This is a genomic window from Pseudomonas sp. NFACC05-1 (assembly GCF_900100135.1).
Lineage (GTDB): Bacteria > Pseudomonadota > Gammaproteobacteria > Pseudomonadales > Pseudomonadaceae > Aquipseudomonas > Aquipseudomonas fluorescens_Q.
The window spans coordinates 147,834-171,565 of the sequence record NZ_FMTR01000005.1 but is presented as its reverse complement, the minus strand read 5'-3'; the positions used below and the strand labels follow the sequence as shown (position 1 = coordinate 171,565).

The 23,732-nt window shown below is 64.1% G+C and carries 9 protein-coding genes; 5 read left to right on the top strand and 4 right to left on the bottom strand.

What is annotated here, in order from left to right; genetic code table 11:
• Positions 1–64 precede the first annotated feature (64 nt).
• Positions 65–13,051: a non-ribosomal peptide synthetase gene (locus BLO97_RS10715; protein ID WP_092345829.1), complete on the bottom strand. Its 12,987-nt coding sequence runs from the start codon at positions 13,049–13,051 to the stop codon at positions 65–67.
• 281 nt (positions 13,052–13,332) lie between these two features.
• On the opposite strand from BLO97_RS10715, the gene BLO97_RS10710 reads away from it, so the two are divergent.
• Positions 13,333–13,881, top strand: coding sequence for an RNA polymerase factor sigma-70 (locus BLO97_RS10710; protein ID WP_024619408.1), 549 nt, complete (start codon positions 13,333–13,335; stop codon positions 13,879–13,881).
• Between the two features lie 140 nt (positions 13,882–14,021).
• Here BLO97_RS10710 and BLO97_RS10705 read toward each other — a convergent pair whose 3' ends face one another.
• From BLO97_RS10705 to BLO97_RS10695, 3 genes are all read right to left on the bottom strand, one after another.
• Positions 14,022–15,035: a GNAT family N-acetyltransferase gene (locus tag BLO97_RS10705; protein ID WP_092144774.1), complete on the bottom strand. Its 1,014-nt coding sequence runs from the start codon at positions 15,033–15,035 to the stop codon at positions 14,022–14,024.
• 70 nt (positions 15,036–15,105) lie between these two features.
• The gene (locus BLO97_RS10700; protein ID WP_092223099.1) at positions 15,106–15,882 is read right to left on the bottom strand and encodes a substrate-binding periplasmic protein; all 777 of its coding nucleotides are present in this window, start codon (positions 15,880–15,882) and stop codon (positions 15,106–15,108) included.
• Between the two features lie 118 nt (positions 15,883–16,000).
• The gene (locus BLO97_RS10695; RefSeq protein WP_063322281.1) at positions 16,001–16,627 is read right to left on the bottom strand and encodes a TetR/AcrR family transcriptional regulator; all 627 of its coding nucleotides are present in this window, start codon (positions 16,625–16,627) and stop codon (positions 16,001–16,003) included.
• A gap of 181 nt (positions 16,628–16,808) precedes the next feature.
• Here BLO97_RS10695 and BLO97_RS10690 point away from each other — a divergent pair, with 181 nt between their 5' ends.
• From BLO97_RS10690 to BLO97_RS10675, 4 genes are all read left to right on the top strand, one after another.
• Entirely contained in the window at positions 16,809–18,614 is a 1,806-nt protein-coding gene (locus BLO97_RS10690; protein ID WP_092345827.1) for an acyclic terpene utilization AtuA family protein, read from the top strand.
• Positions 18,615–18,782: 168 nt separating this feature from the next.
• Entirely contained in the window at positions 18,783–20,399 is a 1,617-nt protein-coding gene (gene atuC, locus BLO97_RS10685) for a geranyl-CoA carboxylase subunit beta (protein WP_092345825.1), read from the top strand.
• A 33-nt stretch (positions 20,400–20,432) separates the two neighbouring features.
• Positions 20,433–21,590 carry a citronellyl-CoA dehydrogenase gene (gene atuD / locus BLO97_RS10680; RefSeq protein ID WP_092345823.1) on the top strand — a complete coding sequence of 386 codons (1,158 nt, stop codon included), beginning with the start codon at positions 20,433–20,435 and terminating at the stop codon, positions 21,588–21,590.
• Positions 21,591–21,724: 134 nt separating this feature from the next.
• The gene (locus BLO97_RS10675; RefSeq protein ID WP_092345821.1) at positions 21,725–23,695 is read left to right on the top strand and encodes an acetyl/propionyl/methylcrotonyl-CoA carboxylase subunit alpha; all 1,971 of its coding nucleotides are present in this window, start codon (positions 21,725–21,727) and stop codon (positions 23,693–23,695) included.
• Positions 23,696–23,732: the final 37 nt, after the last annotated feature.

Sequence of the window (23,732 nt, the reverse complement as noted above, 5' to 3'; positions counted from 1 at the left end):
GTCGTACACAAACCACTGTGGGAGCGAGCTCGCTCGCGATGAGGTCTTCATAGACGCCGCAAAACTACATTCCTTCCAACTCCGCCATCAAATCATTCAACCGATCTACCTTCTCCTCGGTGATCTCGCTGGCCGCCAGCCCATCGATGTAGTCGGCCAGTTCCTGCACCGTGCTGCATTCGAACATCGCCCGCAGCGGTACGTTGCGTTGCAGGGCCTTTTGCACCCGTGAGGCGATTTGCGTCGCCAGCAAGGAATGCCCACCCAGTTCGAAGAAGTTGTCCCGCACCCCCACCCGCTCGACTTTCAGCACCTGGGCCCAGATGTCTGCCAGGATCTGCTCCAGTTCATTGCCGGGGGCTTGGTAGTCCTGGCTTTGCAACTGGCCGATCTCCAGGGCCGGCAAGGCCTTGCGGTCGAGCTTGCCGTTGGCGTTGAGCGGCAGGCGCTCGAGCCACAGCCAGTGCAGCGGCACCATGTATTCCGGCAATTCGGCCCGCAGGCGCTGCTTGATGCGTTCCAGGCGTTCGGCGGGTTTGAGCGCCGAGTCGGTGGCAACGAGATAGCCCACCAGATGTTTGCCATTGACGCCCTCCTGCACACCCACCGCCCCATCACGCACTTCCGGCTGTTCATGCAAGCGCGCCTCGATTTCACCCAGCTCGATGCGGTAGCCGCGGATCTTCACCTGATGGTCGATGCGCCCGACGTACTCCAACACCCCATCGCTGCGCCGCCGCGCCAGGTCGCCGGTACGGTACAGCCGCTCCCCCGGCGCGCCGAATGGGTTGGGCACAAAGACCGGGGCAGTACGCAGGGGATCGCTGACATAACCGCGGCCAACCCCGATGCCCGCCACGCACAACTCACCCACCGCGCCCAGCGGCACCAGGTCCAGCGCGCCGTCGAGCAGGTACAGGCGATTGTTGTCGGTGGGCGTGCCAATCGGCAGATACGTACCACGGGTCGAGGCCAGGTCCACCCGGAAGAACGCCACGTCGTCGGAACACTCCGCCGGGCCGTAGGCGTTGACCAGACCGATGTCCGGGTAACGCAACAACCACTGGTGGGCCAGTTCCGGCGGCATCGCTTCGCCGGTGGGCAGCATCCAGCGCAAGCCGTCCAGACCGATGCGTTCCTGGGCAAGCATGCCCTGGATCAGCGACGGCACGCTTTCCAGCACGGTGATGCCCTGCTGCTGCACATGCTCCAGCAGCCCTTGCGGGTCGTGGGCGATGGCGTTGGGCACGATGTCGACCCGGGCACCGAACAACGGCGCGGCCAGGAACTGCCAGACCGAAATATCGAAGCTCTGGGACGCCGTCTGGGCAATCACATCCACCTCGCTCAGCGCCAGGTACGGCACTTTGCTCAGTTGGTTATTGAGCATCCCTCGCTGCTCCACCATCACGCCTTTGGGCAGGCCGGTGGAACCGGAGGTGTAGATCACGTAGGCGAGGTTATCCGGCCCGCTGTAGACCCCTGGGTTTTCCAGCGAAAGAGCGCTGGCCTGGACGGCTTCCCACACCAGCAACTTCGGTCGTCCGGAGCAGGCGAACTCGTCCAGCAACGCCTGCGCCTGGGCCTGGCAGGCCTGGGTGCAAACCAGTAACGGCGTGCGACTCAATTCGATGATACGGCCCAGGCGCTGGCTCGGCAGGCCGGGATCCAGCGGCAGGTAGCCGGCACCGGCCTTGAAGCTGCCGATGATCATACCCAGCAGCTCGGCATCCCGTTCGGCCAGCAGCGCTACGGGCTGATCCAGGCCGACACCGGCAGCGATCAGGGCGTGGCCGAGGCGGTTGCTGCGTGCATTCAGCTCGGCGTAGCTGTAGCTCGTGTCCAGGCAACTGACCGCAGAGCGGTGGGGATGAGCCGCGACCCGCGCCTCGAACAGCTCGACGTAGCTCTGTTCCAACGGATAGGCATGTTCGCTCTGGTTGCAGCCTTCAATCAGGAAATCCTGCTCTTGGGCACCGATCAGCGGCAACTCGCTCATGTCACCGTGCAAGCCCTCCATCAGCGCCAGCAGCAGCCGCTTGAACTCACTCAGCAAGCCCTGGACGGTGGCCTCATCGAAGTAGCGCTGGTCGTAGGAAAGGTGCAGCCCCAGGTCATCGCCCGGGTAGCAGACCGCCGTCAGCGGGAAGTTGGTGTGGGTGCGGCCCGAGTCCGAAGTGGCGTTGAGGCTTTGGGCGCGGTCCAGCACCGAGACCTCCACGGGCGCATTCTCGAACACGAACAAACTGTCGAACAGCGGCTGGCCCTTGGGCAGTTCGCTGGCCTCCTGGATGCTCACCAGCGGCAGATATTCGTATTCGCGCAGTTGCATATTGTGGTCCAGCAAATCGCTGAGCCACTGGCGCACGCTGCAACGTTGATGGTCCTCGGGCATCTGCACGCGCAAGGCGATGCTATTGATGAACAGCCCCACAGTGCGTTGCATCTGCGGCAGTTCCACCGGGCGCCCGGCCACGGTGACGCCGAACAGCACGTCGCGGTCGCCGCTGCCCCGCCGCAGGACCAGGGCCCACGCCGCTTGGGCGAAGGTGTTGACCGTCAGTTGATGGGCCTGGGCCAGTTCCCGCAGCCGTGCGCCGTCCCGGGCATCGAGACGGGTGTAGCAGTCGCCGACGATCATGCCGCCGCTGTCACCGGCGTGCTCGCGCAGGAACGGCCGGTCGCCAGGGATCGGCGTGGTCCGCTCGAAACCTTGCAGGTTGCGCTGCCACCACTGGCGGGCTTCGGCCAGGCTCTGGCGCTGCAACCAGCCGATGTAGTCGCGATAGCGCGGCGGCACGGTCAACTGCGGTTCGCGGTTTTCACCCAGGGCGGTGTAGATCTCGAAGAAGTCGTCCATCAGCAGCGAACGGCACCACGCATCGATGAGAATGTGGTGGTTACTCATCATGAACCAGTAGCGTGCCGCGCCGACCCGAATCAGCCGCAGATGGAATGGCGCCTGGTTCAACAGATCGAAACCGGCCTCTCGCTCGTTCTTGAGCAGTGCCTGGAGCTTGGCTTCCTGGGCGTCTTCGGGCACCTCGGACCAGTCGAGATAATCCACCGGCGTGCTGCCGGGCCGGTGGATAATTTGCAGCATGTCTTCGCCAACGTTCCAGCAGAACGACGCGCGCAAGGCTTCATGCCGGGCGATAACCGCCTGCCAGGCCTGGGCAAAACGCTGCGGGTCCAGTTCGCTGTTGATGCGGTAGCGATCCTGCATGTAGTACAGGCCCGTGCCCGGTTCCAGCAAGGTGTGCAGAAGCATGCCTTCCTGCATCGGCGTCAGCGGGTAGACGTCTTCGATCTGCGCGGCCGGCACCGGCAGGCTGTCGAGCTGGCCCTGGGTCAGCTTCGCCAAGGGGAAGTCCGATGGTGTCAGGCCGCCCGCCTCGTCTGTCAGGCAGTGCTCGATCAGGCGTTGCAACTCATCGAGGTAGGCATCGGCCAGGGTCGCGATGGCCTGACGATCATGCCGTTCGCGGCTGAACGTCCAGCGCAGCACCAACTCGCCACCGCTGACCTGGCTGTCGATACTCAGCTCATTGGGCAGCGGCGCATCGGGATCGTGGATCGCCCCCAACGGCGCCTCCAGCGGCTGGAACAGCGCATCATGACCCAAGGTCTGGTCGAGCTGGCCCAGGTAGTTGAAGGTGATCGCCGCATGCGGCAGGTTGGCCATCGTCTGGCGAGTCGCGGCGTCGGCCAGGTAGCGCAATACGCCATGGCCGAGGCCCTTGTGGGGCACTGCGCGCAATTGTTCCTTGATGGCCTTGATAGACGCTCCGAAGTCTTCGGCCGCTGGGCTCAGGCGCACGGGATAGACACTGGTGAACCAGCCGACGGTGCGGGTCAGGTCAATGTCGTCGAACAGCGCTTCGCGGCCGTGGCCTTCAAGCTGGACCAGGGCCGAGGCATGGCCGCTCCAGCGGCACAGCACACGGGCCAGGGCGGTAAGCAGCAGGTCGTTGACTTGGGTGCGGTAGGCGCTCGGCGCCTGTTGCAACAGTTGCCGGGTGCGCTCGGCGTCCAGGCGCACGCTGACGGTTTCAGCATGACGTTCCAGGAGCCCGCCCTCGGGATTTGCGCACGGCAGCGGCACCTGCGTGCCGCTCAACTGTGCTTGCCACCACGCCAGTTCTTCGCGCAGAGATTCGCTGCCGGCGTAAGCCTGCAAGCGCGCGGCCCAGTCCCGCATTGGGCTGGTCTTGGCTGACAATTGCGCCGCCTGCCCGATGGCGAGCGGGCGGTAGACGGTTTGCAAATCGTCCATCAACACCCGCCACGACACACCGTCGACCACCAGGTGATGGATGACGATCAGCAACCGTTGCTGGCCGTCGGGGAACTGCGCCAGCACTGCGCGCAGCAATGGCCCGGTGGCCAGATTGAAACGGCTCTGCGTCTCGGCAAACAACGCTTCGCAATCCTGCGCGGTGTCCACGGACACGTGCCGCAACAGCGCCGCGTCAGACAACGGCTGGTGCTCGGCCTGCCAGTGCCCGGTGCTTTCGTCGAAGCCCAGGCGCAAGGCATCATGGTGCTGGAGGAGGCTGCGCAGTGCCTGTTCCAGCGGTTGCGGCGCCAGCGCCGTAGTCGGCTCCAGCACCAGCGCCTGATTCCAGTGATGCCGGTTGGGGATCGGGCGCTCGAAGAACCAGTGCTGGATCGGCGTCAGCCCGGACTCACCCTGCAACAGGCCCTGCTCGGCAAGCACCTGCTGGCTGCGCGTGGCAACCGCGGCCAAAGTCTGCACGGTCTGGTGCTGGAACAAGTCCCGGGGGGTGAAATGAATGCCCTGCTGCCGAGCGCGGCTGACCACCTGGATGGACAGGATCGAATCGCCGCCCAGCTCGAAGAAATTATCGTTGAGGCCCACCTGCGTCACGTTCAGCACGTCGCACCAGATCGCCGCCAAGGTCTGTTCCAGGGCATTGCTCGGCGCCACGTAGTGTTGGCGATTGAGTTCGGGATCGGGCATCGGCAAGGCGCGGCGGTCGAGCTTGCCGTTGGCGGTCAGCGGCATGCTCGCCAGCAGGATCAGGTGCGTGGGCACCATGTAGTCCGGCAACTGGGCCTTGAGGTGGTTTTTCAAGGCGTCGCGCAGGGCCGCTTGTCGCCCGTCGTCCTGGCTGGCGACGTCGCTCACCAGATAGCCGGCCAGTTGCTTGCCCCCCGGCGTGTCGAGGGCCAGTACCACGGCCTCGCGCACCGCGTCATGTTCCAGCAAACGGGTTTCGATTTCCCCCAGCTCGATACGGAAGCCGCGGATTTTCACCTGATGGTCGATCCGTCCCAGGTACTCCACCAGCCCATCGGCACGCTGGCGCACCAGGTCGCCGGTGCGATACAGGCGCCCACCGTCGGTGGCGAACGGGTCGGCGACGAAACGCTCGGCGGTCATCCCCGGACGCTGGTGATAACCCTGGGCCAGACCGGCGCCACCCACATACAACTCACCGGTGGCGCCTGGCGGCACCAACGCCAGGTCGGCGTCGAGGATGTACGCCATGCGGGCGCCAATCACGCTGCCAATCGGCACACTGGCCGCGCCCTCCTCCAATTGCTCGGGGGCCAGGCTCGCCAGAGGCATGACCACGGTTTCGGTCGGACCATAGGCATTGAAGAACAGGCTCGGGTTGAACGCCGCGCGAATGCGCTGCAAATGCTCGCCCGTCAGGGCTTCGCCACCGGTGATGCACATGCGCACCGGCAGGGTCTGTCCCTGGGTCGCCAGCCACTGCGCCAACTGGCTGCCGTAGCTGGGGGTGAAGCCAAGAATGTTGATGCGATGCTGGCGAATCAGCCCGCAGATTTCCTCGGCGTCCCATTGGCCCTGGGCCCGCAGCACCACGTGGGCGCCACTGAGCAATGGCACCAGCAGACGTTCAGTGGCCGCATCGAAGTTGATGGAATAGAAGTGCAGCTCGCAATCGTCCGGGCGCATGCCGAAACGCTGGATCACTGCCTGGCAATGCATGGCGATTTCACCATGGGACACCACCACGCCCTTGGGCTTGCCGGTGGAGCCGGAGGTGTAGATCAGGTAGGCCTGGTGTTGCGGCAGATTGATCAACGGCAGCGCGTGATCCGGGTACTGCGCCAAGGCCGGCGAATCATCTTCCAGGCACCAGCAGCCCACGCCGTCGGGCAATGCACCGAGGGCCTGGAGCATCGCCCGGTCGCTGAGCAACAGGCTGATGCCACTGTCTTCGATCATGTAGTGCAGGCGATCCAGCGGGTATTCCGGATCCAGCGGCACGTAGGCACCGCCGGCCTTGAGAATCGCCAGCAGGCCAATGACCATTTCCAGCGAACGCTCCAGGGCCAGGCCGACACGTACCTGCGGCCCGACGCCTCGCTCGCGCAGCATCCAGGCCAGACGATTGGCACTGCTGTCCAGTTGCGCATACGTCAAGGTCTGCCCGGCAAAAGTCAGGGCCGGCGCATCGGGACGCATCCGCGCCTGTTCGTCGAACAACTCATGGAGGCATCGATCCAGGCGATGCTCACCAGCCTCGACACCCAGGCTGTCGAGCAGTTGTTGCTGCTCGCGGGTGTCCAGCAACGGCAGTTCGCTCAGGCGTCGGGCCGGATCGTCCAGCAACGCTTCCAGCAGATTGCGCCAGTGCCCGGCCATGCGCGCGATGCGCGGTTCGTCGAACAGGTCGGTGCTGTAGGTCAGGCAGCAACCCAGGCGTTGGTCCAGGTCGGTGACTTCCAGGTTGAGGTCGAACTTGGTGGCCCGGGCGTCGTTGACCAGGTATTCCACCGTCATGCCGGCCAACGTGCGGCTCTGCTGGAACTCCCAGCGCTGCACGTTGCACATCACCTGGAACAGCGGGTTGTAAGCCGCACTGCGCGGCGGTTGCAGGGCTTCCACCAAATGATCGAATGGCAAATCCTGGTGGGACTGGCCTTCGATGACGGTGTGGCGCACCTGTTCGAACAGCTCGCCCACCGACATCTGCCCGTCGAGCTGGCAACGCAACACCTGGGTGTTGAGGAACGCGCCGATCAGCCCTTCACTTTCCGGGCGGATGCGGTTCGCCACCGGCGCGCCGATGCGCAAGTCGGTCTGGCCGCTGTAGCGGTAGAGCAACACGGCCAGGGCGGCGGTCATGGTCATGAATAAGGTCAGGCCCTGTTGCGCGTTGAAGGCACGGATCCGCGCGGCCAGCTCATCACTGAGGTCGAAACGGAACAGTTCGCCGCGATGACTTTGCACCGACGGACGCGGGCGATCGCCGGGCAGCTCCAGCAGCGGATGTTCGCGACCCAGTTGCGCGGTCCAATAGTCGAGTTGTCGCTGACGCTCGCCGGACTCCAACCACTGACGCTGCCAGACGCTGTAGTCCAGGTACTGCACCGGCAAGGGTTCCAGGGGCGATTCGCGATCGTCGATAAAGGCTTCGTACAGCGCGCTCAGTTCACGGGCGAAAATGTCCATCGCCCAACCTTCGGTGACGATGTGGTGCAGCGTCAGGACAAAGTAATGCTCATGCTCGGCGGTCTTGACCAGACAGGCCCGCAGCAGCGGTCCGGTTTCCAGGTCGAAGGGCTTGTGGGCCTCGCTGTCGGCCAGTTGCTGCACCCGCTGTTCGCGGACATCAAAGGCCAGCATCGAGAAGTCCTTCCAGTCCATGCGCAGGCCCGTCTCGCCGTGCACCTGCTGGTGGGCCACGCCGTCAACGCTCGGGAACGTGGTGCGCAGGGTTTCGTGGCGCAGGATCAACGCCTGCAAGGCCGCCTCGAAGCGCCCGACATCCAGCACCCCGCGCAGGCGCGCCATGCCACCGACGTTGTAGGCCGGGCTGTCCGGCTCCATCTGCCAGAGGAACCACATGCGCTGCTGGGAGTAGGACAGCGGCACCGGTTGGCTGCGGTCAACCTTCTCGATCGGTGGCTGGCGGTTGGCCTGGCCGCTGGCCTGGATCAAGCGCACCTGTTCGGCGAAGGCCCCCAGCTCACTGGCCTCGAACAAAGTGCGCAGCGGCAGTTCGACGTCGCAGGTTTGGCGGGTGCGGGAAATGATCTGGGTCGCCAGCAGCGAATGACCGCCGAGCGCAAAGAAATCGTCCCGCAGGCCGATGCGCGCAAGGCCCAGCACCTCGCGCCAGATGCCGGCGATTTGTTGCTCGAGGACGCTGGCCGGCTCGACGTGCTCGCGCACCTGCCATTGCGGTTCGGGCAAGGCGCGGCGGTCGAGCTTGCCGCTCGGCCCCAGGGGCATAGCGTCCAGGCGCAGCAGTTGGGTGGGTACCATGTAGTCGGGCAGTTCGGCGGCCAGGGCGGTTCTGAGTCGAATGTTCAACGCGTCCTGGTCCTGAGCGACATCCGGGGCGGTGTAATAGCCGATCAACTGCGGGCCAGCCGAGGTGTCGCGCACCAGCACCGCCACTTGGGCGACGCCGTCCTGGGCCAGCAGGCGCGCTTCGATTTCCTGCGGCTCAACCCGGAAGCCGCGCAGCTTGACCTGCTGATCGAGACGGCCAAGGTATTCGATCACGCCGTCGGCGTTCCAACGCGCACGGTCGCCGGTACGGTACAGCCGCGCACCGGACTGTCCCAATGGGTCGGCAACAAAACGCTCGGCGCTCAGGCCCGGACGCCCGAGGTAACCCCGGGCCAGGCCCAGGCCGCCAATGCACAGCTCGCCTGGCACACCGGCCGGCACGGGATTGAGGTCGCTGTCGAGTACCCGGCACAGGACATTGCCCAAGGGCCGGCCGATCGGCGAGCGCTCACCATCGGCCTCGGTGCAATGCCAATGGGTGACGTTGATCGCGGTTTCGGTCGGGCCGTAGCGGTTGTGTAATTGCACTGACGGCAGTTGCGCCAACACCCGGTTGCGCAGTTCGGCGGGCAAGGCCTCGCCACCAGAGAACAGCCGGCGCAGGCTGGTGCAGCGGGCGCTCAGTGGTTCATCGACAAACAGGCTGAGCAGCGGCGGTACGAAGTGCAGCGTGGTAACGCCAAACTGCTGCACCAACTGGGCGATGCGGTGCGGGTCACGGTGCTCGCCGGGGCCAGCCAGGACCAGTTGACTGCCGGTGATCAGCGGCCAGAAGCACTCCCAGACCGACACGTCGAAACTGATGGGGGCCTTTTGCATCAGCACATCGGTGGCATCCAGCCCATAGGTCGCTTGCATCCATTGCAGGCGCTCGGCCAGGGCCGCATGGGTGTTGCCGACGCCTTTGGGCTGGCCGGTGGAGCCGGAGGTGTAGATCACGTAGGCCAGGTGGTCGCCGTGCAGGTGCAGGCCCGGCGGGTTGCTCGGCCATTGTTCCAGGTGCAGGGCGTCCATGGCGATGACACTGACGCCGTCGCAGGCGGGTAAACGCTCCAGCAACGCGGTCTGGGTCAGCAGCAGGTCGACGCCACTGTCATGGAGCATGTAGGCCAGGCGTTCGGCCGGGTAGTCCGCATCCAGCGGCACATAGGCACCGCCGGCCTTGATGATGGCCAGCACACCGATGAGCAACTGCGGCGAACGCTCGGCGGCAATCGCTACGCACACGTCCGGGCCCACGCCCTTGTCCCGCAGGTAGTGGGCCAGGCGATTGGCCTGGGCGTGCAGCTCGGCATAATCGAGTTGACCACCGTCCCAGCGCAGGGCGATCCGTTGCGGCGTGCTGCGGGCCTGCTCGTTCAACAGCTCCGGCAGCCATTGGCTGGCCGACGCACACGGGGCCGCGCTCCACTGCTGCTGTTGGCTGTGTTCATCGGCGGTCAATAACGGTACATCGCCGATGGCTTGCTGCGGATCAGCACAGACCGCCCGTAACAGGTTGCAGTAATGCGTTGCCAACCGCTCGATGGTCGCCGCCTCGAACAGTTCGTCGGCGTAGTCGAACGACAGGGTCAACCGGCCATTGCGATCTTCTTCGCTGTGCAATTGCAGGTCGAACTTGGCTTCGCGGCTGTGCCACGACAATTCCTCGGCCAGCAGCCCCGGCAGACGGCGCAAGGCACCCAGGTCACGCTGCTGGTGGTTGAACATCACTTGGAACAGGCCTTGCTCGCGCGCCTCGGGAAACGCTTCGAGCAGTTGTTCGAATGGCAAGTCCTGGTGGGCCTGGGCCCCGAGCGTGGCTTCCCGGGCCTGGGCCAGCAGCGCGGCGAACGGTTGACGGGAATCGACCTGCCCGCGCAGCACCTGGGTGTTGATGAAGAAGCCGATCAGCCCCTGGGTTTCCAGGCGCGGACGGTTGGCGTTGGGCACGCCGATGCGAATGTCGGATTGCCCGGTGTAACGCTGCAACAGCGCCTGGAAGGCTGCTAGCAACAGCATGAACGGCGTCGCGTCATGGGCCTGGGCCACGTGGCGCAGGGCCTCGCCGAGGTCCTTGTCCAGGCGCAGGCTGTGCCGCGCGGCGCTGCGCTGGCGTTGCGCGCTGCGTGGGTGATCCGTGCCCAGCACCAGGGCCGATTGTTCAGCGCCCAGTTGCTGCTTCCAGTAGCTCAGTTGGCGCTCGGCCTCGCCCTGGGCGAGCCATTGACGTTGCCAACTGCCGTAGTCGGCGTATTGCAACGGCAATGGCGCCAGTTCAGCAACCTGGCCTTGGGAGGCGGCGGCGTACAAGCGGGAGAATTCTTCGATCAAGACACTCATCGACCAGCCGTCGGCGATGATGTGGTGCAACGTCACCAGCAGTTGGTGATCATCCTCGTCGAGGCGTAACAGGCTGACCCGCAGCAGCGGCCCTTTCTCCAGATCGAACGGCGTGGCCGCTTCGTCTTCTCGAACCTGCCGCGCCCGGGCTTCGCGCGAGTCGGCAGGCAGGTCGCCGAGGTCGATGACATGCAGCTTGAATTCCCCTGCTGGATCGATCTGTTGCAGCGCCACGCCATCGCGCTCCAGGAACCGCGTGCGCAGGGACTCATGACGCTCGATCAGTTGCTGGAAACTGGTGCGCAACGCGTCTTCGTCCAGCTCGCCGCGCAGGCGCAAGGCGCCGGGAATATTGTAGGCATGGCTCGTCGGGTCAAGCCGCCAGGTAATCCACAAACGGTTCTGGGCCAGGGATTGCGGCAACGCTTCGTCCCGCGACAATGCGCTGATCGCTCCTTGAGGCTGGCCGCCGTCCTGTTGCTGGTTCGCCACCGCTTCGGCGAACGCGGCCAGGGTCGGGGCTTCGAACAGCAGGCGCAGGTTCAGTTCCAGCCCCAGGATCTCCCGTAGTCGTGCGATCACCTGGGTGGCGGCGATGGAATTACCGCCCAACAGGAAGAAGTGATCGTCAGCCTGGACTTGTTCGACCTGCAGCTGCTCCCGCCAGATTTGGCCGATGAGCGTTTGCAGCTCGGAGGACGGCGCAGACTCATCAGCGTCTTCTACCTCGGCTGACGGGAACTGTGCATAACTGTCCAAGCTGCCGTCGGCCAATCGACTGCGACACGCCGAGCGCTGCAACTTGCCGCTGGAGGTCTTGGGCAACGCGCCGGGATTGAGCAGCGCCACCACGCTCGGGGCTTGCTGGCAGGCCTCGGCCACGGCCTGGCGAATGGCTTTGATCAAGGCTTCGGGCGGCAGGATTTTCTGCACGCTGCGGCTGATTTCCGCAGCGATGCCGATGCCTTCCTCGCCGTTGTCGTTGACCGCGAACGCCGCCACCCGGCCCTTGCGCACCACCTCCACTTCGCGCTCGATGGCTTGCTCGATGTCCTGGGGATAGAGGTTATGCCCGCGCACGATCAGCAGGTCTTTCAGGCGACCGGTGATGAACAGCTCGCCGTCGCGCAGGAAACCCAGGTCGCCGGTACGCAGCCAGGTCCGGCCATCGTGCTGGACAAAGGTCTTGGCGCTGGCTTCGGGGTTGCGCCAATAGCCCAGGGCGATGCTCGGGCCGGCAGCCCAGACTTCACCGACCTGATTGTCGGCCAACGGCTGCGCCGTAGCGGGCTCGACGATCAGCACCGCGTGCCCGGGCTGACTGACACCGCAACTCATCACCGCACTGCCCTGCCCCGGCTCGGCTCGGTTTTGCGCCAGTGCCGCATCATCCACCCGCAGCGAAGGAATGCCGTGGCGGCGTGGCGTGCCAGCGACGAACAGGGTCGCTTCGGCCAGGCCGTAGGAGGCCATGAAATTGTCCGGCGTGAAACCGCACCGGGCGAACTTCTCGGCAAACCGCTCCAGCGTGTCGAGGCGGATCGGCTCGGAACCGGAATAGGCCACGCGCCAGCCGCTCAGGTCGAGACGCTGCAGGGCCGAGTCACTGACCCGTTCGCTGCACAGCCGATAGGCGAAGTCCGGGCCACCGCTGATGGTGCCGCCGTATTCGCTGATCGCTTCGAGCCAACGCAGGGGGCGGGCCAGGAAGTAAGCCGGGGACATCAATACGCAGGGGACACCGCTGAACACCGGCTGCAACAGACCGCCGATCAACCCCATGTCGTGGTACAGCGGTAGCCAACTGACGATGACGTCATCAGGGTTCAGGTCGATGCCAAAGCCATGGCGGATCAGCAACTCGTTGGCCACCAGGTTGCCGTGGCTGACCTGCACACCCTTGGGCAACGCGGTGGAGCCGGAGGTGTATTGCAGGAAGGCAATGTCATCGTCCTGCAGCGTCGGCATCCGCCATTGCCCGGCGCGGGACGGGTCGAGGGTATCGACACACAACACCGGCGGCGCCGATTCGATGGCTTGCAACGGCTCGCGCAGATCACTGCGGGTGAGCAACAGGCGCGGTTCGGCGTCGGCAATGATCGACAGCAAGCGCTCTTGATGATGGCGACGGGTGGACTCCGGCGGATAGGCCGGCACGGCAATCACCCCGGCATAGAGGCAACCAAAGAACGCCGCGACGTAGTCAGGGCCGCTGGGGAACAGCAGCACGGCGCGATCACCCAGCGCGGCCTCGGCCTGCAAAGCGGCGGCGATGGTCCGGGCACGCAAGTCCAGGTCGCGATAACTCAACACCACACCCTGCCCGGGGGTGTCGGCAAGGAAGCGCAGGGCCACCCGGTCCGGCGTCAACGCGGCGCGGCGCTGGAGGGCATGAGCCAGGGTGCTGGGGAGTTCGAACGCGTCGGTCATGGGGGTTTCCTGCCTGAATTCGGCTTGCAAGTTGTCCCCCATGGAACGGATAACCGCGGCAAATAATTAGTCGGGCAGCCGACTCACCGAGGCCTGCTGCGAAGCAGCCAACTGCCAGGCACCGCGGCAATGGGTCGCGGTGCCGAGGCTGGACTTTATTGCATCAATAATTCTTCTTCTCAATTGACAATCATTATCATTAAGCCTAATTTGGCGCTCGATGTGTAGGACGGGTCCGGCATCCGGACGTCCTGCTAACTTTTTGCAGCAAGGTGAATTCCATGACGGAACAAGTATCCACAAGCAGGTGCGACTCACCGTTACTCCAGGCATTCGTGGACAACCGATTGATCCTGGTCAAGATCGCGGCACGCATTACCGGCTGCCGATCCCGCGCGGAGGACGTGGTGCAGGACGCATTTTTCCGGCTGCAATCGGCGCCCCAGATCACCTCCTCGTTCAAGGCGCAGCTCAGCTATCTGTTCCAGATCGTGCGCAACCTGGCGATCGACCACTACCGCAAGCAGGCGCTGGAACAGAAATACTCGGGGCCGGAAGAGGAAGGGTTGAACGTGGTGATCCAGGGTGCTTCGCCAGAAACCTCCCATATCAACTTTTCCACGCTGGAACACATCGCCGACGCGCTGACCGAACTGCCCAGCCGCACCCGCTATGCCTTCGAGATGTATCGCCTGCATGGCGTGCCACAGAAGGACATCGCCAAGGAACTGGGGGTCTCGCCGACCCTGGTGAACTTCATGATCCGCGATGCCCTGGTGCATTGCCGCAAGGTGTCGGGGGTTCGCGGGGATACCTTCGCCCGGCGTTGATTTTGCAGTGGCTTTGCTGGCCCCATCGCGAGCAAGCTCGCTCCCACAAGGGATTTGGGTGTTCACAACGTTGGTGTTCACCACAAATCCCTGTGGGAGCGAGCTTGCCCGCGATGGCGGCCTGATGACCGCCCCTACCCTTACATCAACCCACACCGATCAAAAAACCGCTCACGCCCCAGGATCATCAGCGCCGCGCGTTTGTGAGGGAAATCAAATTCCTTTTCACAGTGGAAACACTGGTTGTGCAGGTGCCCGATCATCCGGGCATTGTCGGCCCGGGGCTCGGCGACCACGCGCTGGGTGCGCGGATCGTCCAGGAACAGGTAATGCACCAGCGCCGACAGCCAACTGGCCACCTTGTGCGGCCCTCGGTGTTGCTCTTCACCCACCAACATGTGGATGCCGCGATCGTAGTTGCCGGCGTCATAGAACGGCGCGATCCGATCTTCCTTGGCCCAATAGGCTTCGAAATAAGCGAACGGCTGGTCATCGAAACAGCCGATCAGGGTCAAGACCCGGGGATCGGCCTGCAGCTTGCCCAGGTACTGGCGATGCTGTTCCAGGCTGCCCTCCTCCTGCCAGAAGCTCGCCACCCGCGGGCTGTTCTGCCAGCGGTTGAAACGTTCCAAGTCCTGCTCGATTTCCAGGGTGCGCAAGGACACCCAGGCCCCCAGCCGCGCATCGAAACGCCGATACACCTCGCCACGGGGTTTGATGGGCCGACGTGGATGGCGGCGGCCATCGGTGATGACCATCTGTTGCGGGTAACTGCCGTTGAACGACTCCCCCAGCCAGGGCTGCGGTAATTGCCAGAACATTGTGCGCTCGCAAAAGTACTCACCGGCACGTTCAGTGGCCGTCAACAAACCGCTGAGCAAGGCTTCGCCGGGGCGCTCGTCGAGGTGCCAGGTCAGGCGCTGGCAGTCGGGATGGCGAGCAAACAGCCAATAGCAGGCCGCCCATAGCGCCGGGCCTACTGGTCGGTCGTTGATCTCCTGCAAGTGCACGTGCAGCTCGGGACCTCGCGCAAGGCGCAGCCGGATCAGCGGCGCACCTTCGAGCATCAGGCTCAGGTGGCGTTCGGTTTCATCGGCGCCGAGGCGACGGCCGCCGGGCAAGGGCAACGTCGTCGGGTGGTTGAGGTTGGACATGGGAGGGGCTCGCGTATTCGTCGGTAGTCAACGTGGGACGTGAGCCAGGAAGGGAAATTTAGTGGCGCATTCAATGGGAATGCATGGGCACCAGATGAATCTGGTAGGGCTGGAAGATGTTCAGCAACTGACCGTTATCCCGCAGCATTTGCAGCAACTGTGCAAACGCCTCACTGGAAATGGGCGCCTGTGGCCGGATCAACGCGTAATGGTGGTAAACCTGATCGATGCGCTCAGACACCAGCAATTGCGGGCCGACTTCGGGATTGCGCAGCACGTAATCATTGAGGTACGAACGGGTCACCAGGGCGATATCCGCGCGCCCGCGCAGGACCATCAGCAGATTGCTATCGTGGGAATACGTCAGCGTGGCGTTGTATTGACCGGCGAGAAACTTGGGGTCGGCGTTGAATTCGGCAAAGGCGTAGTGATAACCGCTGAACAACGCCAGGCGCTTGCCCCTGAGGTCGGCGAAATAACTTTGCTGGCGTTCCGGTTGGCGCTGGGCGACGAAGACTTCCGCATCTTCCAGGCCCATGTCCACCGACGTGTGTGGCACATCCTGCCAACCCCATTCGGGATTCTCGAAAATCGCCATGTCGACCCGGCCCTGCTTGAAATCATTGAAGCGACGCGGGATCGATGTCGGCACCAGCACGAACTGATAGTCGGTTTGCGCCTGGTTCAAGGCCTCCACCATTTGCGGCAGCAGGCCGGTGTCGGCGCCGTTCTCAGGACGAACGGTATAAGGCGGAAAATGCGCCGCACCGATCCGTACCAGTTGCGCTGCCTCGGTCGGCAACACCAGGAAAACGGCCAGAGCAGCCAGCACCAGACGCGAGGTCATCCCCATCGGCGAAAACGTCAAGATAACCCACTCCCCAAAAGTCCCCATCAATAACAATCAAGCTAGGCGGTTTCAGTCACTTAGCCAGCCACGCACGGTCATTTAAGGTATTGCTCGATTATTGTTTTTCTTCAAGCACCAGGATCAGGGCTTGCTCGGCCAGCTCATCGAGGCTCAGGCTGCCTTCGGCGCGAAACCAGGTGGTGGTCCAGGACAACGCTCCCGTGAGGAACCGCCGGGTAATGAACACGTCACCGCGAATATACCCGGCCTCCTTGGCCTGGCCCAGGACCTCGAGCCACAAGTCTTCATAAATATCACGCAGGGCCAGCACGTGCCGCTGCCCTTCCTGCGATAACGAACGCCATTCATAGACCAGCACCGCCATGGCCTCGCCGGTACCGCCCATGATCGACTGCAATTCGCAGCGGATCAGCGCCAATACCCGCTCACGCACACTGTCTGCCTCGGCCAGGGCTGCGCGCATCAATGCGGTGTTGTAGCGGATGGTTTCTTCCATCACCGCCCGCAGGATGTCGTCCTTGCTCTTGAAATGGTGAAAAATGCTGCCCGACTGGATGCCCACGGCACTGGCCAGGTCACGCACCGTGGTGCGCTCGAAGCCTTTGTTGCGAAACAGGTGGGCGGCGGTCTGGAGCAGTTTGCCGCGAGCACTGTCCGGGTCGGTCAGTTGCCCGTTGTCGACCAGCTCCCGCATCACGCCCAGGGCTTTTTGCTCGTCCACCCATTCTCTCCTACAGTCGATCAACCAACGCGCGAGCAATTGCACACCAAACCATCAGTGGCGCGGGCAATTTAAGCTGACCGAGGCAACCAAGCAAGCGCTCGGCCAGAAGAACCAGCGGTCGTTTACAAACCAAGCGCTTGCTTGGTAGTCTCGAACCACCTTTGCCGGAGGGAACGCCATGCCCAAAACGATCCGTATCGGTTGTGCCAGCGCCTTCTGGGGCGATACCTGTACTGCGGCGGCGCAACTGGTCGAGGGCGGGGCGCTGGATTACCTGGTGTTCGACTACCTGGCCGAGGTGACGATGTCGATCATGGCCGGGGCGCGGCTGAAGGATGCTTCGAGCGGATACGCCACGAACTTCATCGAGGTCCTCACACCGTTGCTAGGGCGTTTGCATGACAACGGGATCCGTGTCATCAGCAACGCCGGCGGGGTCAATCCCCGGGCCTGTGCGAAGGCCCTGCAAGCGGCCTGCGACCAGCGGGGCGTGCCGTTGAAGATCGCCGTGCTGCTGGGCGATGACCTGCAACCGCAATTCGAACGGCTCGCCGCCCAGGGCATTCGCGAAATGTTCAGTGGCGAACCCCTGCCCTGCGCGTGCGTGTCTATCAACGCCTACCTCGGCGCGCCCGGCATCGTCGAGGCGTTGCGCCTGGGGGCTGATGTGGTGATCACCGGTCGCGTGGTGGACAGCGCCGTGGTCAGCGCCGCCCTGGTGCATGAATTCGACTGGGCCTGGGACGATTACGACCGATTGGCCCAGGCCGCACTGGCCGGGCACCTGATCGAGTGCGGCGCCCAGTGCACGGGCGGCAACTTCACCGACTGGCAGCAAGTGCCGGATTACGAGCACATCGGCTTTCCCATCGTCGAGGTCAGCGCCGACGGCCAATTCACGGTCACCAAAGCCGAAGGCAGCGGCGGATTGGTCACGCCATTGACCGTCGGCGAGCAGTTGCTCTACGAAATCGGCGACCCGCAAGGCTATCTATTGCCGGACGTGATCTGTGATTTCAGCCAGGTCAGGTTGATCCAGCAAGGCAAGCACGCCGTGCGCGTCCACGGTGCCAAGGGCTTGCCGCCCACCGATCAATACAAGGTCAGCGCCACCTGGCCGGACGGCTGGCGCTGCACCGCCACCTGCCTGATCGCCGGCATTGATGCGGTGGCCAAGGCCGAACGCATCAGCCAGGCAATCGTCGCCAAGACCTCACAGATTTTCAGCCAACGAGGCTGGTCGCCCTACAGCGAAGTGAACATCGAACTGCTGGGCAGCGAAGCCACTTACGGCCAGCACAGTCAGCGCCGGGACAGTCGTGAGGTGGTGATCAAGCTGGCGGTTCGGCACCCGGAGAAACAGCCGCTGGTGCTGTTTTCCAGGGAAATCGCCCAAGCCGCCACCGGCATGGCGCCAGGGCTGACAGGGCTGGTCGGCGGCCGGCCGACGGTGTCACCGTTGATTCGCCTGTTCTCGTTCCTGATCGACAAGGCCACCTGCCGGCTCGAGATTGAACTCGACGGCCAGCGTCACCCTTGTCCCCTGCCCGCTTTCAAACCGCTGCACACCATCGATCTGCCCGTCGCCCCGGACCTGCCCAAACCCCAAGGCCGGACCGATGCCAGCGTGCGGTTGGTCAAACTGGCGGTGGCGCGCTCCGGCGACAAGGGCAACCACAGCAACATTGGCGTGATCGCCCGGGACCCCGAATACCTGCCCTGGATCGCCGAGGCGCTGACCCCGGAGGTGCTGGTCGATTGGATGAGCCACGTGCTCGACCCGCTGCTGGGCCGGGTCGAACGCTGGTACCTGCCGGGCACCCACAGCTTGAATTTCCTGCTGGAAAACGCCCTCGGCGGGGGCGGTGTCGCCAGTCTGCGCATCGATCCCCAGGGCAAGGCGTTCGCCCAACAGTTGCTGGAGATCCAGATACCGGTGCCGCAGCACATTGCCGACCGGGTCGGCCAGGGAGAGTCGCCATGACCCGTGCCGCTCGGTCAAGCACATGCCCAGCAGCTTTTGTGTGGCGAGGGAGCTTGCTCCCGCTGGGTTGCGCAGCGACCCCGATTTTTGCGATTGCTGCGCAATCGAGCGGGAGCAAGCTCCCTCGCCACAGGGTTGTGCGCAGTTGTTCGAACATGAGGAACTCCAATGCCAGTCATCGAATCGCACCTTGACCCGCACTGCGCTGACTTCACGCGCAACCACGCGGCGATGCTGGCCGGTGTCGAACGGCTGCGCCAGCTCGAACAGGCCGTGCTGGAGAAAGCCGCCCAGGCCCAGGGCAAGTTCGACCAGCGCGGCCAATTGATGCCGCGCCAGCGCCTGAACCTGCTGCTGGACCCTGGCGCGCCGTTCCTCGAACTGGCGAGCCTGGCCGGCTACAAACTCCATGACGACAAGGACGGTAGCCAGGCCGGCGGCGGCCTGATCGCCGGGATCGGCTACGTGTCCGGGGTGCGGGTGCTGGTGGTGGCCAACAACAGCGCAATCAAGGGCGGCACGATTTCCCCCAGCGGCTTGTACAAGACCCTGCGCCTGCAACAGATCGCCATGGAAAACAAACTGCCGGTCATCACCCTCGCCGAAAGTGGCGGCGCCAATCTCAATTACGCCGCGCAGATTTTCGTCGAAGGCGCACGCTGCTTCGCCAACCAGGCACGCATGTCGGCCATGGGCCTGCCACAGATCACCGTGGTGCATGGCTCGGCCACCGCAGGCGGGGCTTATCAGCCAGGGTTGTCGGATTACGTGGTGGTGGTGCGCGACAAGGCGCGCTTGTTCCTGGCCGGGCCGCCGTTACTCAAGGCCGCGACCGGCGAAGTGGCCAGCGAGGAGGAATTGGGCGGTGCACAGATGCATGCGCAGGTGGCGGGCACCGCCGAATACCTGGCGGAGAACGACGCCGACGGCGTGCGCCTGGCCCGGGAGATTCTCAGCCTGCTGCCCTGGAATGCACAACTGCCACCGCAGCCCGAACGGAGCTGGCCGGAACCGCTCTACCCTGCCGACGAATTATTGGGACTGGTCCCCGACGACCCGAAGAAACCCTATGACGTGCAGGAAATCATCGCCCGCATCGCCGACGGCTCGAATTTCCTGGCCTTCAAAAGCGAGTTCGACGCCCAGACGATTTGCGGTCACCTGCACATTCGCGGCCATGCCTGCGGCCTGATCGGCAACAACGGCCCCATCACGCCGCAAGGCGCCAGCAAGGCCGCCCAGTTCATCCAATTGTGCGACCAGAGCCGCACGCCGTTGCTGTTTTTGCACAACACCACCGGGTTCATGGTCGGCACCGAGTCAGAGCGACAAGGGGTGATCAAGCACGGCGCCAAGATGATCCAGGCCGTGGCCAATGCCCGAGTGCCCAAGCTGACCGTCGTGGTGGGCGGCTCCTATGGCGCCGGCAATTACGCCATGTGCGGCCGTGGGCTGGACCCACGCTTCATCTTCGCCTGGCCCAACAGCCATACGGCGGTGATGGGCGGTGCCCAGGCCGGCAAGGTCCTGCGCATGGTCACCGAGGCCACGCAGATCAAGAACGGCCTGCTCCCCGACCCGAAGGCGCTGGACCTGCTCGAACAAACCACCGCGCAGAAACTCGACAGCCAGTCCACCGCCCTCTACGGCAGCGCCAGCCTGTGGGACGACGGGCTCATCGATCCGCGCGACACGCGCACTTTGCTGGGCTACCTGCTGGACATCTGTCACGAGGCCGAGCAGCGGCCACTGCAAGCCAACAGCTTCGGCGTGGCCCGTTTCTGAGGACGCTCCACGGCTCACAGGAGAACACTGAAAATGATCTTCACCCAGGAACACGAAGCACTGCGGCGCACCGTTCGCCAGTTTGTCGAGCATGACATCAACCCTTACGTCGACGAATGGGAGAAAGCCGGGCGTTTTCCCATCCATGAGGTTTTCCGCAAGGCCGGCGAGCTGGGCCTGCTGGGCATCTCCAAACCAGCGGCCTTCGGCGGCATGGGCCTGGACTACAGCTATTCGATCGTCGCGGCCGAGGAATTCGGCACCATTCATTGCGGCGGCGTGCCCATGTCCATCGGCGTGCAAACCGACATGTGTACCCCGGCCCTGGCCCGCTTCGGCTCCGATGAGTTGCGTGAAGCCTTCCTGCGCCCGGCCATCCGCGGCGAACAGGTGGGCTGCATCGGCGTCTCGGAGGTGGGCGCCGGCTCCGACGTCGCCGGCCTCAAGACCACCGCGCGCAAGGACGGCGACGACTACGTCATCAATGGCAGCAAGATGTGGATCACCAATGCGCCAAGCGCTGACTTCATCTGCCTGTTGGCGAATACCTCGGACGACAAGCCCCACGTCAACAAGTCGCTGATCATGGTGCCGATGCACAGCCCCGGCATCAGCCTTGGCCAGCACCTGGACAAACTCGGCATGCGCAGCTCGGAAACCGCCCAGGTGTTTTTCGACGACGTGCGGGTGCCACAACGCAATCGCATCGGCCAGGAGGGCGCCGGGTTCATGATGCAGATGCTGCAATTCCAGGAAGAACGCCTGTTCGGCGCGGCCAACATGCTCAAGGGCCTGGAGCATTGCATCGACAACACCATCGAGTACTGCAAGGAACGCAAGACCTTCGGCGCAGCCCTGATCGATAACCAGGTGATCCACTTTCGCCTGGCGGAGCTGGCCAGCGAGATCGAATGCCTGCGGGCGCTGGTCTACCAGGCCACCGAGCAGTACATCAACGGCCAGGACGTCACGCGACTGGCGTCGATGGCCAAGCTCAAGGCCGGACGCCTGGCCCGGGAAACCACCGACAGTTGCCTGCAATACTGGGGCGGCATGGGCTTCATGTGGGACAACCCGGTCGCCCGGGCCTATCGCGACGTGCGGCTGGTGTCCATCGGTGCCGGTGCGGACGAGATCATGCTGGGCATCATCTGCAAACTCATGGGGATTTTGCCGGGAAAGAAAAACTGAGTGCATCACCTGCCAGAGCGCCATCGCGAGCACGCTTTGCTCCCACAATGCCCAGTGAGTGCATTCGCCTGTGGGAGCAGAGCTTGCTCGCGATGAGGCCCATACAGACACCGCAAGACGCCAGGAATGAACCCATGCCCGCCTTCAGCAAAATCCTCATCGCCAACCGCGGCGAAATCGCCTGTCGCATCCAGCGCACCGCCCAAGCCCTGGGTTATCGCACGGTAGCGGTGTTCAGCGAGGCTGACGCCGACGCGCTGCATGTGCGCATGGCCGATGAAGCGGTGTTGATCGGCCCAGCCGCGGCGCAGCAGTCCTACCTCAACCCCTCTGCCATTCTCGATGCAGCCCGGCGCTGCGGAGCCGATGCGATCCATCCCGGCTACGGCTTCCTTTCGGAAAATGCCGGGTTCGCCAAGGCCTGCGAAGCGGCCGACATCGTGTTCATCGGCCCCAGCCCCGAGGCCATCGACCTGATGGGCAGCAAGCGCCGGGCAAAAATCGCCATGATTGAAGCCGGCGTTCCCTGCATCGCCGGTTACCAGGGTGCCGCCCAGGACGACGACACGCTGCAGCGCGAAGCCGGGCGTATCGGCTACCCGTTGATGATCAAGGCCAGCGCCGGCGGCGGAGGTCGAGGCATGCGCCTGGTCCAGCGGGCCGAGGACCTGCTGGAGCAGTTGCGCGGCGCGCGCTCGGAGGCCCTGCACGGTTTTGGCAGCGACGAGTTGATCCTCGAACAGGCGTTGATCGATCCGCGGCATGTGGAAGTGCAGATCTTCGGCGACCATCACGGTCAGCTGATCCACCTGGGCGAACGGGACTGCTCGATCCAGCGGCGCCACCAGAAAGTCATCGAGGAAGCGCCCTGCCCGGTCATGACCACCGACCTGCGCCGGGCCATGGGTGACGCGGCGCTCAAGGCCGGACGCGCAGTGAATTATGTCGGGGCCGGGACCGTGGAGTTCCTGCTCGCTGCGGACGGTCGGTTTTACTTCCTGGAGATGAACACGCGCCTGCAGGTCGAACACCCGGTCACCGAGTTGATCACCGGCCTGGATCTGGTGGCCTGGCAATTGGACGTCGCCGCCGGCAGGGCGCTGCCCCTGCGCCAGGAGCAGGTGACGCTTAGCGGCCATGCCATGCAGGTGCGGCTGTACGCCGAGGACCCGGCAGCGGATTTTCTGCCCCAGACCGGGCGGTTGATCGGTTGGGAGCCGCCCATGCAGGACGGCGTGCGAATCGACCATGGCCTGCTGGAGGGCCAAGCCATCACCCCGTTTTACGACTCGATGCTAGGCAAGCTCATCGTCCACGGCGCCACTCGCGAGGAGGCCCGACGCAAATTATTGCGAGCGGTGGAAGATTGCGTCCTGCTTGGCGTCCAGAGCAATCAGCGGCTGCTCACCGGGTTGCTGGTACATCCGCGGTTCATCGACGGTGACTTCGGCAACGGATTCATCGGGCAGCACTTTGCCGATCATGCGGCGCTCCGGCCCCTTGAGCCCTCTGCCGAACAACTCGCCATCGCCACGGCAGCGTTTTATCAGGCCTCGCAGGCACGGCATGCTCAGGGCCTGGGCGGATGGCGCAACAGCATCGGCGTGGCGCTGCATTACCGGATCGGTGTCGGGGAGCACGACTGGACGCTGAGCCTGATGGCCGAAGCCGACGGCACATTTAACATACGCGGTGCCGGGCGCTTGATCGAACTGAGGTTGCTCGACGCTACCCCCCATGGCGCAACATTGGTGATCGATGGGATTCGCCGGCGGCATGCGTGGCGCCTCGATGGCAACGATCTCTGGCTGTTCGCCTGCCCTGGTGGCCTGCACCTGCAAGATCGGACCCTGGCCCCCATCGCCGCCAAGACCAGCGCCAGCGACGGCACGCTCAAGGCGCCAATGGACGGCGCCATTGTCGAGCTGCGGGTCCGCGAAGGCAGCACCGTGCACCAAGGCCAGTTGCTCATGGTGCTTGAGGCCATGAAAATGGAGCACCCACTCAAGGCCGGCGTCGACGGCGTGGTCAGGCAATTGCAGGTCGCGCGGGGTGACCAGGTGAAAAAACGCCAGGTTTTGTTGCGCGTTGAAAGGGCCCACTAGTCGGATGCCGAGGGTTTGACTACGCTCAAACCCATCA